12 protein-coding genes are annotated in these 13,991 nt (G+C 68.0%); 5 read left to right on the forward strand and 7 right to left on the reverse strand.

The features are described from left to right. A partial coding sequence (locus VM306_RS38730; protein WP_325524051.1) for a hypothetical protein occupies positions 1 to 1,166 on the forward strand: 1,166 nt, incomplete at its 5' end. 16 nt (positions 1,167 to 1,182) lie between these two features. Here VM306_RS38730 and VM306_RS38735 read toward each other — a convergent pair. Further along, complete coding sequence (locus tag VM306_RS38735; RefSeq protein WP_325524053.1) at positions 1,183 to 1,875, reverse strand: hypothetical protein; 693 nt, start codon at positions 1,873 to 1,875, stop codon at positions 1,183 to 1,185. A gap of 128 nt (positions 1,876 to 2,003) precedes the next feature. On the opposite strand from VM306_RS38735, the gene VM306_RS38740 reads away from it, so the two are divergent. Continuing rightward, positions 2,004 to 3,374 (forward strand): alpha/beta hydrolase, encoded by a 1,371-nt coding sequence (locus VM306_RS38740; protein ID WP_325524055.1) that lies wholly within the window; start codon positions 2,004 to 2,006, stop codon positions 3,372 to 3,374. A 4-nt stretch (positions 3,375 to 3,378) separates the two neighbouring features. Here the strand turns inward: VM306_RS38740 and VM306_RS38745 are convergent, their stop codons facing one another. Genes VM306_RS38745 through VM306_RS38760 form a run of 4 tightly spaced genes read right to left on the reverse strand, consistent with a single transcriptional unit; the run spans position 3,379 to position 7,843 of the window. Continuing rightward, positions 3,379 to 4,725 carry a GH1 family beta-glucosidase gene (locus VM306_RS38745; protein ID WP_325524057.1) on the reverse strand — a complete coding sequence of 449 codons (1,347 nt, stop codon included), beginning with the start codon at positions 4,723 to 4,725 and terminating at the stop codon, positions 3,379 to 3,381. Between the two features lie 21 nt (positions 4,726 to 4,746). Further along, positions 4,747 to 5,634, reverse strand: coding sequence for a carbohydrate ABC transporter permease (locus VM306_RS38750; RefSeq protein WP_325524059.1), 888 nt, complete (start codon positions 5,632 to 5,634; stop codon positions 4,747 to 4,749). Between the two features lie 7 nt (positions 5,635 to 5,641). Continuing rightward, entirely contained in the window at positions 5,642 to 6,577 is a 936-nt protein-coding gene (locus tag VM306_RS38755; protein WP_325524061.1) for a sugar ABC transporter permease, read from the reverse strand. Positions 6,578 to 6,586: 9 nt separating this feature from the next. Beyond that, positions 6,587 to 7,843, reverse strand: coding sequence for an extracellular solute-binding protein (locus VM306_RS38760; protein ID WP_325524063.1), 1,257 nt, complete (start codon positions 7,841 to 7,843; stop codon positions 6,587 to 6,589). 230 nt (positions 7,844 to 8,073) lie between these two features. On the opposite strand from VM306_RS38760, the gene VM306_RS38765 reads away from it, so the two are divergent. Beyond that, the gene (locus tag VM306_RS38765; protein ID WP_325524065.1) at positions 8,074 to 9,105 is read left to right on the forward strand and encodes a LacI family DNA-binding transcriptional regulator; all 1,032 of its coding nucleotides are present in this window, start codon (positions 8,074 to 8,076) and stop codon (positions 9,103 to 9,105) included. 34 nt (positions 9,106 to 9,139) lie between these two features. Here VM306_RS38765 and VM306_RS38770 read toward each other — a convergent pair whose 3' ends face one another. Further along, positions 9,140 to 10,504, reverse strand: coding sequence for an alpha-amylase family protein (locus tag VM306_RS38770; protein WP_325524067.1), 1,365 nt, complete (start codon positions 10,502 to 10,504; stop codon positions 9,140 to 9,142). Positions 10,505 to 10,744: 240 nt separating this feature from the next. Here VM306_RS38770 and VM306_RS38775 point away from each other — a divergent pair, with 240 nt between their 5' ends. Then, positions 10,745 to 11,977: a PHB depolymerase family esterase gene (locus VM306_RS38775; protein WP_325524069.1), complete on the forward strand. Its 1,233-nt coding sequence runs from the start codon at positions 10,745 to 10,747 to the stop codon at positions 11,975 to 11,977. Here VM306_RS38775 and VM306_RS38780 read toward each other — a convergent pair. Then, the gene (locus tag VM306_RS38780; protein WP_325524071.1) at positions 11,974 to 12,657 is read right to left on the reverse strand and encodes a hypothetical protein; all 684 of its coding nucleotides are present in this window, start codon (positions 12,655 to 12,657) and stop codon (positions 11,974 to 11,976) included. The genes VM306_RS38775 and VM306_RS38780 overlap by 4 nt on opposite strands. 360 nt (positions 12,658 to 13,017) lie before the next feature. Here VM306_RS38780 and VM306_RS38785 point away from each other — a divergent pair, with 360 nt between their 5' ends. Next, a complete protein-coding gene (locus VM306_RS38785) occupies positions 13,018 to 13,890 on the forward strand; it encodes a helix-turn-helix transcriptional regulator (RefSeq protein ID WP_325524073.1) in 873 nt (290 codons plus the stop codon). The last annotated feature ends 101 nt before the right edge of the window (positions 13,891 to 13,991 follow it).

The following is a 13,991-nucleotide window of genomic DNA, read 5'->3' on the forward strand; positions in this document are numbered from 1 at the left end:
AGTGGACCGGCGGCGCCGCCGAGGCCGCCCGTGACGCGATGAAGAGGCTCGGGGACTGGGTCGACGAGACCGCCAGGACCGCGGTCGAGGTCGGCACGAAGGTCGCCGACCAGGGCCGCGTCATGGAATCCGCCCGCGCGCGGATGCCCGCGCCCATCGAGTTCGACTGGGACAGGGCGGCGGCAGCGCTCGTGCGGCCGGGCACACCGGCCTTCGTCCTGGCCACTGTGGACATCGCTCTCGCCAATGCCGTGTCCCGTGCCGCGCACGACGAGGCCGTGTCGGTGATGACCGCGATGGAGAGCAACTCCCGGCAGATCGACTCGTCGGTGCCGACCTTCACGCCGCCGTTCAACCCGAACACCGGCCAGGTCGAGGAACCGGTGATGGCCGTGGCCCGTTCCGGCGCCGCACCGGCGCTTGGTGGTGTGGACGCGCTCATGTCGACCCAGACCGCGAGTGCCGGTGCCGTAGCGGCTCCGGCGAGCGTCAACGGTGGCGCAGGTGTGAACCAGCCCGCTGCGCCCGCGTACACGCCGACCGCACCGGGCTACTCCCCGGTCGCCAACTCCGGCAGCACCTACACCAGCGGCAGCACTTACACCCCGCAGATGGGCGGCAGTCCTCAGTACACGCCGCGGATTCCCAAGGCTCCGACGGTCGGCAAGGACATCGCCAGCCCGAACTACACCCCGCAGAACCCCGGCTACGCCCCGCAGAGCCCCAAGGGCTTCACGCCCACCGCGCCCGGCTACACCGGTTCCGGTGGCGGTTCGGGCGTTGGTGGCGGTGGCGGTGGCATGAAGGGCGGCCCCATGCCGTTCACCCCCTCCATGGGCACGGGCGGCGGTGGCGCGGGCGGTGCCGGTGGTGGCGGCGGCGCGGGAGGTGCGATGGCACCCGGCGGCTCGGCCGGTGTGCAGGGCCAGATGCGCGGCGGCATGCCGATGGGCATGACCGGGCCCGGCGGTGCGGCCGCGGCAGGCGCCGGCATGGGCGGTGCCCCGATGGGTGGCGCTCCCGGCGGCGGCAAGGGCGAGGACGACAAGGAACACCGCTCCGCCGGCTACATCATGGGCGGCGACCTGTTCGAACTCCCCGGCGAGCACCTGCCCCCGTCGGTCATCGGCGCCGCGAGGACCAGGACGCGGGCACGCGCTGAGTGAGCCGACGGAGGAGGCTTCACCAGACGTGGACGGCCAAGGTCACGGCAGGTGGGGCGTCGTAAGAGGACAACGTCGCGCTCTTGACCCGCAGCCAGGCGACGCGGCCCTCGGAGGTGACGAAGCAGTACTGCGTCCCCTCTGACGCCGGAAGAGCCGCGGGGGCGGAGTTCTGCCCGCTCTCGATCGCCTCGGTGCAGCGGGTCCTGGCGTCCTGTTCAGGACCTCGGTCATCGGCGAAGCCGCCCCCGTTGGCGTACATGAGGTTGAAGTCGGATAGGTAGAGGTCGGTCTTGCCGGTGGCGCCCTCGACCCGTTTGGCGGCGGTGTCGTCCCCGTCGACGTCCACACCGGTTTTGAACTGCAGACGTACCTCTTTCGCGGGCGTTGTGCGGGCCGGGGTGCTGGTCCGGGGAGTCGTGGTCACGTCCGTCGTGGTCGCGTCGTCCCGCGCGGCCGTCGACGTGTCGGCGGGTGGGTCGTCGGCCGCGACCACCTTCCACACCACGAGGCCGATGACCAGGGTCATCACCACGCCGATGATCACGCCGACGGCGGGGAGGCTGATCGTCGTGGTGCGGGAGTTGTGGGTGGACGTGCCCACGTTGACGTCGCCGTGGGCTTCACCGGCCTGGACGGCGTTGCCGTGGTTCTTGTCGACCTGGTTGTGCGTCCACGTCCCGTTGTCGCCTCGCGGATCCGGTTCGATCACGTCCTACCTCGTCGTCTGTGGTCAAAGGAACCGTTGGTCCATCGCCGCGGGGAGGCCGGGCGTTTCCGGGGCATGATGTCCCTCGTGACGGAGAGCGCTCCCACAACGCTGGAGGCATCGTGCGGTCGATGACGCGGGCACTGGTGACCGCTGTGATCCTGGTGGTGAGCGCCGGTTCGGCAGGCGCGGAACCGGTCGAGAGAACACGGTCCATCGCGTGGGCTCCGTGCCCGGACGCCGCCGAGGGCGAGTGCGGGACGCTGAGCGTGCCACTGGACTGGGACAAGCCCCGAGGTCAGCGCATCGACATCGCGGTGGCACGGCACGCGGCCACCGATCCGGCGCGACGGATCGGGGTGCTGATGGTGGACCCCGGCGGGCCAGGGGGTTCGGCGGCGCGGTTCGCGTTGTCGCGCCTGTTCAGCGACGAGGTCCGGGCCCGGTTCGACATCGTGGGCATCGACTCGCGCGGAACCGGGGGCAGCCTGGCCATCCGGTGCGCCGACCTGATGGTGGGTGCGCCGTCGAGCTATCCGGCCGACGAGACGGGGTTCGAAGCCCTGCTGCGGTTCAACCGGGGTGTGCTCGCGCAGTGCGGGGAGCGCAGCGGGCCGATCTTCGACCACGCGGACAGCGCGCAGGTCGCACGGGACATGGACGCCGTGCGGCGGGCGCTGGGGGAGCGGAAGATCAGCTTCTTCGGGCTGTCGTACGGCACGATGTTCGGGCAGCTGTACGCCGAGGAGTTCGGTGATCGGGTTCGGGCGATGGTCCTCGACAGCGTGGTGGACCACAGTGCGGACGTCACGCGGTTCGTGGGGGACCGGGCCGCGGCAGCCGACGACTCGTTCGTCGAGTTCGCTCGCTGGTGCGAGCGCACGGACTCCTGTGCCCTGCACGGGCAGGACGTCCGCGCCGCTTGGGAGGCCGCGCTCGTGCGGGCCGACGGGGAGCAGTTCGGCCGGCAGGGGTTGATCGACTCGATGTACTCGGCTCTGCGCGGGCCGGACTGGGCGTGGGCGGCGGAGCTGGTCGCCGGAACGCCCCGGGCGAAGGCGCTGGACTTCGAACCGAACTACGAGTCGGTCCTGCCGGCGTCGGTGTGCCAGGACTTCTCGTTGCGCGTCAAGAACTTCCGGGAGTACTCGCGGCTGCGCGCCGAGGAGCTGCGCCGGTCGCCGATCATGCGCGGGAGCTTCATCGGGCACGGCGAGACCGCGGCGTGCGTCGGCGTCGCCGGGCCGCCCGCCAACCCGCCCCACCGGCTGGACATCGGTGACGCGCCGAAGATCCTGGTGCTCAGTGCACGGCACGACCCCACCACGCCGTACGCGTGGGCGGTCAACATCCAACGCCAGGCGCCGCGCAACACCGCGTTGCTGACGTACGAGGGGTGGGGGCACATCGCCTACCCGCGCAGTGCCTGCACCCGTGGTGGCGTGGACAGCTACCTGCTGGACCTCGCGATCCCGGCAGGCAGCTGTCCGGCCGTCGAGTGAGGTGTCAGGCGCGGGCCGCCGCGATGTGCGAGCGGTACCAGTGGTAGCTGGCGCGCGGGGTCCGTTCCTGGGTCTGGTAGTCGACGTGGATCAGGCCGAAGCGGTGCTTGTAGCCGTGCGCCCACTCGAAGTTGTCGAGCAGTGACCAGCAGAAGTAACCGCGGAGGTCGACGTCGGCGGCCTGGGCCGCGGCGATGTGGTCGCGCAGGAAGGTGATGCGGTCGGTGTCCTCGAAGTTCTCCGTGTCGGGGTAGACGCAGCCGTTCTCCGTCACGTAGACGGGCGGCAGGTGCGGGTGGCGGGCCTTGAGGTCGGTCAGCGCCGTGGTGAGGCCGACGGGCTCCACCGGCCAGCCCATGCCGGTGCGCGGCACGTCCGGGAGCTGGGTCGTGTCCACGCCGATGTCGTGGGCGGTCCGCTTGGACGGGTCGGGCTCGCGGTGCGGTGCGTCGGCCACGTGCAGGCGGTAGTAGTAGTTGAGACCCACGTAGTCCAGCGGCTGGCCGATGATCGACAGGTCCTCGTCGTGCCGGAACGAGAAGTCGGTGATGTCGCCGAACATCGACGGCATCTCCTCCGGGTACTCCCCGCCGAACAACGGGTCGGTGAACTGCCTGCGCAGCAGCACGTCCTGGCGGACGGCCGCGGCGACGTCGGCGGGGGAGTCCGTCACCGGCACGGTGGGGGACTGGTTGAGCACGATGCCGAACTCCTGGCCGGCCGCGCCGTTGGCGCGCATGGACTGCACGGCGAGGCCGTGGCCCAGCAGCAGGTGGTGTGCCGCTGCCAGTGCGCCGTGTCCCTCGCGTGCGCCGGGGGCGTGGCGGCCTTCGCCGTAGCCCACGATCGCCGAGCAGTACGGCTCGTTCAGCGTGGTCCACTTCGTGACGACGTCGGCGAACGCCTCGTGGACGGTCGCGGAGTAGTCGGCGAACCAGCCGGCGGTGTCGCGGTTGCGCCAGCCGCCCTCGTCCTCCAGCGCCTGCGGCAGGTCCCAGTGGTAGAGCGTGATGAACGGTTCGACACCGTTGTCCAGCAACGCCTCCACCAGCCGCCGGTAGAAGTCGAGGCCGCGCTGCTCGACCTTGCCGCGGCCCTCGGGGAGGATCCGCGACCACGAGACGGAGAAGCGGTAGGCGTCGACACCGAGGTCGACGAGCAGGCGCACGTCCTCGGCCCAGCGGTGGTAGTGGTCCGCCGCCACCTCCCCGGTGTCGCCGGACGCGACGGCACCGGGTACGGCGGCGAAGGTGTCCCAGATGGACGGACCGCGGCCGTCGAGCCGCGCCGCTCCTTCGATCTGGTAGGCCGAGGTCGCCACGCCCCAGCGGAAGCCGGCGGGAAAGCTCACAACAGTCTCCTCAGACAGGGGTCAGCCCTTGACGGCGCCGGACATGATGCCGCCGACGATCTGGCGGCCGAAGAACAGGAACACGAGCAGCACGGGGACCGTGCCGATCGTCGCGGCGGTCAGCACCAGCGTGTAGTCCGTGGTGTAGCCGCTGGCCAAAGTGGACAGAGCGGTCTGCACGGTCGGGTTCTCCGGCACCAGCACGACGAGCGGCCAGAAGAAGTCGTTCCACGCCTGCATGAACGTGAACAACCCCAGCACCGCCGCCGCCGGCCTGGCCGCGGGCAGCGCCACGTGCCAGAACAGCCGCAGGGAGTGGCAGCCGTCCATCCGGCCCGCCTCCAGCAGCTCGTCGGGGATCGCCCGCTCGAAGTACTGCCGCATGAAGAACACGCCGAACGCGGTCACCAGGCCCGGCACGATCACCGCGTGGATCTCGCCCGCCCAGCCGAACTCGCTCATCATCATGTACAGCGGGATGATGCCGAGCTCGGTCGGGATCGCCTGGGTGGCGATGACCAGCAGCAGCAACACGTTGCGGCCGCGGAACTTCATCTTGGCGAACGCGAACCCGGCCAGCGTGGAGAACAGCACCACCGACACGGTCACCGTGCCCGACACGATGATCGAGTTCATCAACGCCAGCGCGAAGTCCGTGGTGTCGAAGACCCGTGCGATGTTCTCGAACAGGTGGCCGCCCGGCACCAGGACCGGCGGCACGCTGTCGATCGCGTCCGGCGTCTGCGACGACACCACGAACGACCAGTACACCGGGAAGGCCGATCCGGCCAGCACGGCGATCAGGGCGGCGTACGTCCACGGTCCTGCCGCCCGCTTCGCGATCCGGCGCGCCCTCGTCACGGGACCTGCGGGACGCACCGGTGCGGGAGGATCCAGCACAGCGGTCATGGGTTCCTCACTCCGTCTGGATCCGTTTGGTCACCAGGTACCCGAAGCCGGCGACGATGACGGTGGCGATCGCCAGCACGACCGCGATCGCCGAGCTGTAGCCGAAGTCGTACTTGGTGAAGCCTTGTTCGTAGAGGTACAGCGCGGCCGTCTGGAACTGCCGGTCGGAGCCACCGGTCGCCGCCGCGGCGCCGGGGTTGAACAGCAGCGGCTCGGCGAGCAGCCGCATGTTGCCGGTGGTCGCGATGATCGTCGTGAAGATGATCTGTGGCCGCAGCAGCGGAACGGTGATCCGCCAGAACTGCTGCCAGCCGTTCGCACCGTCCAGGGTGGCCGCCTCGTACAGGCTGGGCGAGATCGCCTGCATGGACGCCAGGAAGATCAGCGCGTGGTAGCCGGTCCAGCGCCACACGACCATCACGGCGATCGCGACGTGCGACGTGGCCGTGCCGGCCTGCCAGTCGATCTGCCCGGCGCCGAACAGGTCCAGCACCCAGTTGACCAGGCCGAAGTCCCGCCCGAACAGCTGCGCGAAGATGATCGTCACCGCGGCGACCGACGTGATGTTCGGCAGGATCACGCCCATCCGGAACAGCGTGCGGGTCCGGACCTTGCGGTTGAGCAGGGCGGCGATGCCCAGGGCGAACAGGATCTGCGGAACCGTGGTCAGCAACCACAGGCTCAGCGTGTTGCCCATCGAGTTCCAGAAGTACGGGTCCGCGAAGAGCGCCGAGTAGTTGTCGAACCAGACCAGGTACGCACCGCCCTCGTCGAGCAGGTTGCGGTGCTGCAGCGAAACCCAGATGGTGTAGAGCAGGGGGAACAGCCCGAAGACACCGAAGATCAGGAAGTACGGCGCCACGTACCCGTACGGCGCGAACTTCGTGTCCCAGCGATGCCTCCTGGCCGCCCTGTCCACCACTGGCGGGTCGATCAAAGCCATGTCAGGTCGTCACTTCTGGACGTCGCCGACGAACTGGCGCCACGAGTCCTCGCCGTTCTGCTTGCCCTGCTCGACGCGCTGCATCGCGTTGCCGATCGCCGTCTGGATGTCACCGGCCTTCGGGCCCTGGTACTGCGGGTTCAGCTTCTTGGCCGCGTCGGTGAACAGCTTGCCGATCGGAGCGTCGTTGAAGTACGGGTTCTTGTAGTCGACGATCGACGGGTCCTCGTACAGCTTCGGGATCGACGGCAGCAGCCCGGCGCTCTTGAACACCTTCGCCTGCTGCTCGGGCGCGGTCAGCCACGCCGCCAGCTCCACGGCCTTGTCGACGTTCTTGCCCGACTTGGGAACCGTGAGGTAGGAGCCGCCCCAGTTGCCGCCACCACCGGGGACGGAGGTGACGTCCCACTTGCCGGCGGCCTCGGGTCCGGCCTGGTCCTTGATCTTGGCCATCTGCCACGCGGGACAGGTCACCGTCGCGAACTGGCCCTGCTTGAACCCGGTGTTCCAGACGGGCGTGGAGTAGAGCAGCTTGGACGACAGGCCCGACTGCACGCCGTCGACCACGAGGTCCCAGGCAGCCTTGATCTCCTTGTTCTCGCCCACGACGATCTTGTCGGACTTGTCGTAGTAGCCGACGGAGGCCTGGCCGACGATCGCGTTGAGCACGGTCGGACCGCCGTCGAACCACTTCACGCCCTCTGGCGCCTTCTCCTGGAACTTCTTGCCCGCGGCCATGAAGTCCTGCCAGGTCGGCCACAGCGCCGCGACCTGGTCGCGGTCGGCGGGCAGCCCGGCGTTCTGCAGCAGGTCGCGGCGGTAGCAGATGGCGAGGCCGCCGATGTCGGTGCCGTAGCCGATCTGCTTGCCGTCCTTGCTGAGCGAGCCCTCCCACTTCCAGGGCAGCCAGCGGTCCTTGAGCTGGTCGCCGCCCTTGGAGTTGAGGTCCACGAACTTGTCCGGCGTGGCCTTGAACTGGTTGACGTACCCGGTGTCGACCGCCTCGATGTCCGCGGCGCCGCTGCTCGTGGCGAGGTGCGCGGCCAGGTTCTTGTGGTGGTCGGAGTAGGACGCGGTCCGGTCGGTGATCTCGACGTCCGGGTGCGCGCTCGCGTACTCCTTGAGCAGCTCGGCGTAGCCGAAGTTGCCGAACAACCCGATGGTCAGCTTGGTCTTGCCGCCGGAAGCGGTGTCACTGCCGCAACCGCTGAGCACCACGGCGGTCGCCAGCGCGGCGCAGCCGATGGCGAGTGCTTTGGGGCGCATTCAAGGCCTCCGTCGTTTTTGGGCGCGATGAAGCACAAGAGGTGGTTCTTCGGACATGAACCGGCGTCGCTGTGAATCGCCGGACGAAGATGTGTGGCGCCTATGACAACGGGGTTACGCGGTGTCCGTCAAGTAACGAGATGATAAACAGATCAACAACGTCACCTGATTGACTAGGCAAGGTGCGGATCGTAAGTTGATGTAACCGCTTACGGTGAGACGGAGGTCCGATGGCCACCGGGCGTGAGATCGCCCAGCTCTGCGGCGTTTCAGTGGCGACCGTGTCACGTGTCTTCAACCAGCCGGAAACGGTCAACGGGGAAACGCGTGAACGCGTCCTGCGGGTCGCGAAAGAACTGGACTACCGGCCCAACGAAGCCGCGCGGGCGTTGTCGACGAAGCAGTCCACGATGATCGGGCTGGTCTGGGACACCGACCACCGCAGGCCCGGCTGGCGCCACCCGTACCTGCAGGACCTGCTGATCGGGTTGAAGTCGGCGCTCAGCGCCCACGGCTACCACCTGCTGATGCTCGCGACCAGCGGCGACGCCCGCGAGGTCGGAGCGTCGCTCGCGGACCCGGTCGGCTACGTGAACATGACCCGCCGCCACCACCTCGGCGGACTGGTCCTGATCGACAGCGGGTCGGACGCCCAGGCGTTCGAGACCTTCGCGCAGTCAGGGGTTCCGTGCGTCGCGCTGGACGTCGCCGTCGAAGGTCCCCGCGCCACCTACGTCACCTCGGACAACGCGAGCGGTGCCCGCGACGCCGTCAACCACCTCGTCTCCCTCGGGCACACGAGGATCGCGACGATCACCGGACCGCCGGGCAACCAGCCGTCGGACGCCCGTGTCTCCGGCTACTGCAAGGGAATGCTCGACGCCGGCCTGCCGCTGCGCGACGAGTACGTGGTGGCGGGCGACTTCTACCGGACGAGCGGGATGGCGGCCATGCGCCGACTCCTGGCGCTGGACCAGCCGCCCACCGCCGTGTTCGCGGCCAGCGACGAGATGGCGGTCGGCGCGTTGCTCGCCGCCCGTGCCGCGGGCCTGCGCGTGCCCCGCGACCTGGCGCTCGTCGGGTTCGACGACATAGAGATCGCGTCCGTGGTCGAACCGGCCCTGACGACGGTGGCCCAGGACAAACCGGGCTTCGGGGTGGCGGCCGCCAAGGCGATCATGGCCATGGTCACCGGCGCGGGTCGCGAGGAGCCCGCCGTGCTGCCGACCCGGCTGGTCGTCAGGGAGTCCTGCGGATCATGATCGGGCCCGCCCTCGCGGCGGGCCCGATCACCTCTCAGCCTCGCGCGTTGACGTGCAGGGCGAGCGCGACACCGCCGCCCAGCGTCGCGGTGAACCTGCCGGAGGAGTCGACGGTCACGCGGGCGCAGCCGTTCTCCTGGACGTTGCAGTAGGTTCCGGCCGGCAGGGCCGTCTGGAACGTGCGGGTGACCGCGAAGGTCTCGCGGTTGATCGCCACGAAGCCCTTGTTGCCGCGGCCGAACGCGATGGCGTCGTAGCCGTTGTCCCACCAGTTGTTCACGTCGGTGCCGGCGACGGTGTTGCGGAACGCCACCATGTTCGCGATCTGCGTCCACGCGTGCTGGCACTTCCAGCCGCTGTAGCAGACGGAGCCGCCGGGCGGGCCCGCGTCCTTGTCCGTGAACTCGTAGCCCGAGTAGACCTGCGGTGCTCCGTAGGTCCAGGCGAGCATGAAGACGTTCGCCAGCGTGTAGGTGGAGTTGTCCTTGTAGGTCAAGGTGGAGCCGTTGCGCTCGGTGTCCCAGTTGTCCACGAACGGCCTTGCCTGACCGCTGGGCAGGAAGCCCCACGACTGGCCGAACGTGCGCAGGTACGCGAGGTTCTCGTTGGTGAAGATCCGCTTGAGGTCGTACGCGTAGCGGAACTCGTCCACGTCACCGGAACCGGTGTACTCGCCGGGCTGCACCGCCTCGCCCGCGCCGTAGATGACCTCGTGCACCCAGAAGACGTTCGGGTTGGTCAGCTTCGACTTGATGGCGGACAGGTCGGCGGCGGCGATGTGCTTGGCCGCGTCGATGCGGAACCCGTCGACGCCCATGCCGATGAGCCGGTTCAGGTAACCGGCGATCGCGCCGCGCACGTAGTCGCTGCCGGTGTCCAGATCGGACAGTCCGACGAGCTCGCAGTTCTGGACGTTGGAGCGGTCCTGGTAGTTGTTGATCGGTGAGCGGCAGGAGTGGAAGTCCCAGTCGCTGTAGACGCCGGGGTAGTTGTACTTGGAGTAACCGGTGCCACCGGTGCCGGTGCCCGATCCCGCGCTCATGTGGTTGATGACCGCGTCGGCGATCACCTTGACGCCCGCGCCGTGGCACGTGCCGACCATGTTCCGGAACGCGTTCTCGTCACCGAGGCGACCGGCGATCCGGTAGCTGACGGGCTGGTAGGAGGTCCACCACTGTGGACCCTGGATGTGCTCGGTCGCGGGCGAGACCTCCACGTACCCGTAGCCCTTGGGGCCCAGGACGGTGGTGCACTCCGAGGCCACGCGCGGGAACGGCCATTGGAACAGGGTGGCGGTGACGTCCTTGGTGCCCGGCGGTGCCGCAAAACCTTGCACAGGTGTGCACAGTGCGACGGCCAGCACGGCCGTGAGCAGGACGCGAAAAGCCGAGGAAACCACGTTGTCTCCTTGCTGCAGGGGTTCACCCCAGGTCGTACCAGCCAATGGGCTGGACCGGGAAGAGTTGCAAGAAGTTTCGCGGCGAATTGGTCCGCGCGCACTATATGCGCACTCGGGGGTCCGAACAATGGTGCCGCACGACGTCTGCCGGTGGTCAGGCGTATCGATCGCACACGTGGTGCGGTGCTCCCGCCTGCTCCTAGCCTCAAGGCTCCTGCCTGCAACGACGGAGGCGCACACATGCGATTGAGGAACGTGTTCCTGGCACTCGGCGCGGCCACCGGTCTGGCCGCCGCATCCCTGTCGATGTCGATCGCGGCGGTCCCGGCGCCGCAACCCGGCTCTCTCGCCAAGTACGACATCACCGGCACCTACGTCAGCGGCCTGTCGTCCGGCGGCTTCATGGCGAACCAGCTCCACGTCGCGTACTCCGGCCTGTTCCAGGGCGCGGGCATCTTCTCCGCCGGCGCCTACGACTGCGCCCAGAACAACCTGAGCACAGCCCTCTCCGCCTGCATGGACACCGTCCTGCCCCGCAAGACCCCGGCCGAGCTGGAAGCGCTGACCCGCAGCCGCGCGTCGGCCGGCAGCCTGGACGCGCCGCAGAACCTCTCCGGCGACCCGGTGTGGTTGTTCCACGGCACCGCGGACCAGACCATCGACGCCCCGGTGAACAACGACCTCGCCACCTACTACCGCGACTTCGGCGCACGGGTCGTCTACAACAACGCCTCGGCGGCGGGCCATGCGTGGGTGAGCCCGATCGGCCCGAACAGCTGCGGTTCGACTTCTTCCCCGTACGTCAACAAGTGCGGCACGACCGATCCCGTGCGGGAGATGCTGACCCACCTGCTCGGCTCGGTGAACCCGGCCGCCTCGTCGTTGTCCGGCAAGCTGGTCCAGTTCGACCAGAACGCCTACGTGCCCGGCGGCAACGCTTCCGCGGCGAGCATGGGACGCGAGGGATTCGCCTACGTGCCAAGGGCTTGCGACACCGGCCCCTGCAAGCTGATGGTGACGCTGCACGGGTGCTACCAGTACTACGGACTGGTCGGCAACGCGTTGATGGACAAGGCTTATCTCAACGAGTACGCCGACACCAACAACATGATCGTGCTCTACCCGCAGGCGACCACGATGTCGTCGAACCCGCGCGGGTGCTGGGACTGGTGGGGGTACCAGTCGGCCCAGTACGCGGTGAAGAGCGGACCGCAGATGACCGCTGTGGTGAACATGGTGCGGGCTTTGAGCGGCAGGGGTGGGCCGACCACTACCACTACCACGACCACCACTACTCAGCCTGTGCCGGAGTGCGTCAGCGCTTCGAACTACGCGCACACCGTTGCCGGGCGGGCTTACGCCAACCTCGGGCAGACCTACGCGTTGGGGTCCAACCAAGCGCTCGGGCTGTGGAACACGTTCACGACGAGCAACATCCGCCAGACTTCACCTGGCTACTGGGTGAAGTGCTAGGCGGAGCGCTCCTCCGTCAACACCGGCGGTCTGAGCTGGAAGGGTCTGGGCTCTTCGGGCGACCTGAAGGCGGGCTGGCTGTGCACGCGGACCAACGGCCAGGCGTTGCGATGTAGTTCGTCGTCTCCCGAAGGGACGTGGATCCAGCCGCGGCAGCGCTGCGCTCCCACGCGCACCAACGGGCCGGGCAGGTAAGCACTCTCGTCGATGCCTTGGTAACCATGCCGGACCACGGTCTCGTGGATGTGGTTCGACACGATCAGGATCAGCGGTTCCGTGATCTCACGGAACCGCTGCTTGAGGTCAGGGGCCTCGAGCAGCCGGCACGCCACGTCGATCGACTCACCGAAGCACCCGTAGCCGTCGTGGTGCACCTCGCCGGCGTGCAGGACCGAGCGCATCCGCAGGCGTTCGTCGGGGAAGCTCTGGGCGTGCGCGGTCAGCAGCGTCGCCAGCAGAGGGACGACCGTGTCCAGCAACAGCGTCTTGGGCACCTCGTCGACCGCGTGGATGAGCGCGAGGATTCCGTCTCCCCTGTCCACGAGCGGGTCCCTGTGGGCCTCTCGCACGCCGCTGATCTGCATGCACTGGTCGAACAGCTCGTACATCACCCGCCTCAGGTTGCCCTTGGCGGCGTTGGTCCTCGTGGTGGAGTCTTCGATGTCGATCGCGAAGATCACCCGACTTCGGGGTGGTGTAAGAGGTGGGCCATCCATGCCATCCCCCCGCTGGGATCGCTGCTGCAGAGCTGCGCGGTTCGCGCGCCTGGCTTGCACTGTGAAGTTTGAGCGTGGGTCTCCCGTACTGCAATTCCCCCGGTGCATATCCCAGGGACGCCACCTGACTGGCCTAGGCCATGACCTCCACAGGTGCACATGCGTGTGGCAGGTGCCGCCGTATGGGTTCTCTCATTGCTCTGTCAGCACTTGAGCGACGCGCTATGCCACCCTGGTGGGGTTGGGGAAGGGCATGCCTCTACGATCCGCGTCCTGGGAATCCCACGCGAGGAATCCCAGGGAGACCTTTGCGAGGGCGAGATCATGACGTCGGTCCAAGGGCCAGTCAGGCCGCGCAAGTTGCTCGGAGCCGAACTTCGCAGGCTCCGGGAGGACGCCGGGCTGACGCTCGAGGAACTCGCAGAGGTCCTGCTGATGTCGAAGTCGAAGTTGTCCAGGCTGGAGACCGCCCAGGGCAACCCGACGCCCCGGGACGTCCGGGACCTCATCAGGCACTTCAAGCTCGAGGGCTCGGTGAAAGCCGAGCAGTTCATGCGCTGGACGCGCGCTGCCAGCAAGAAGGAGTGGTGGCACAGCTATCTGCCCACGATCAAAGGTGGTCTCGATCTCCACGTCGCGATGGAGGCCGAAGCTGCTGTGATCCGGGTGTACACGATTCCCGTGCTACCGGTCCTGTTGCAGGTACCGGCGTACACCCGCGCGTTGTACGAGCGAATGGAGCCGTGGCACAGCCCCGACGAGCTGGAAAAGCTCTTGGAGGTGCGTGCCAAGCGGCGGTTCGCCCTGGAGCAACGCGACGGCATGGCGAAGCTGAAACTCGTGGCGGTGACGCACGAGTCGAGCATCCGGCAGATGGTGGGCAGCGCGGCGATCATGCGGGACCAGCTCAATCACCTGATCGAGCGATCTACTTTGTCGAACGTAGAACTTAGGGTATTACCTTTCGCGAAAACCCCGCCGTTCACCAGCACGTGCATGTGGGCGTACTTCGAGTTCGACGACTCCGAAGGAGATGTGGTCCACGTTGAAACGCATGCGAGCTTCGGGTCGATAGAGACCGTCGAACAGGTGGCCAACTACCGGGCACACCACGACGAGCTGATGCGGAGCTCTCTCGACCCCGATGAGACGCGGCGACTCATCGCGTGCGTGAGGGATGCGGCCTTCGCGGAGTAACCCCACCCCCAACCCAACACAGCGATCTGGATGTCTGCATGACTCAATCGAATACTGCCGTCCTGGGTGCACTGACGGCGGTACGCGACAAGCTTTCGGCC

This window comes from Lentzea sp., from assembly GCF_035525475.1.
Taxonomy (GTDB): domain Bacteria; phylum Actinomycetota; class Actinomycetes; order Mycobacteriales; family Pseudonocardiaceae; genus Lentzea.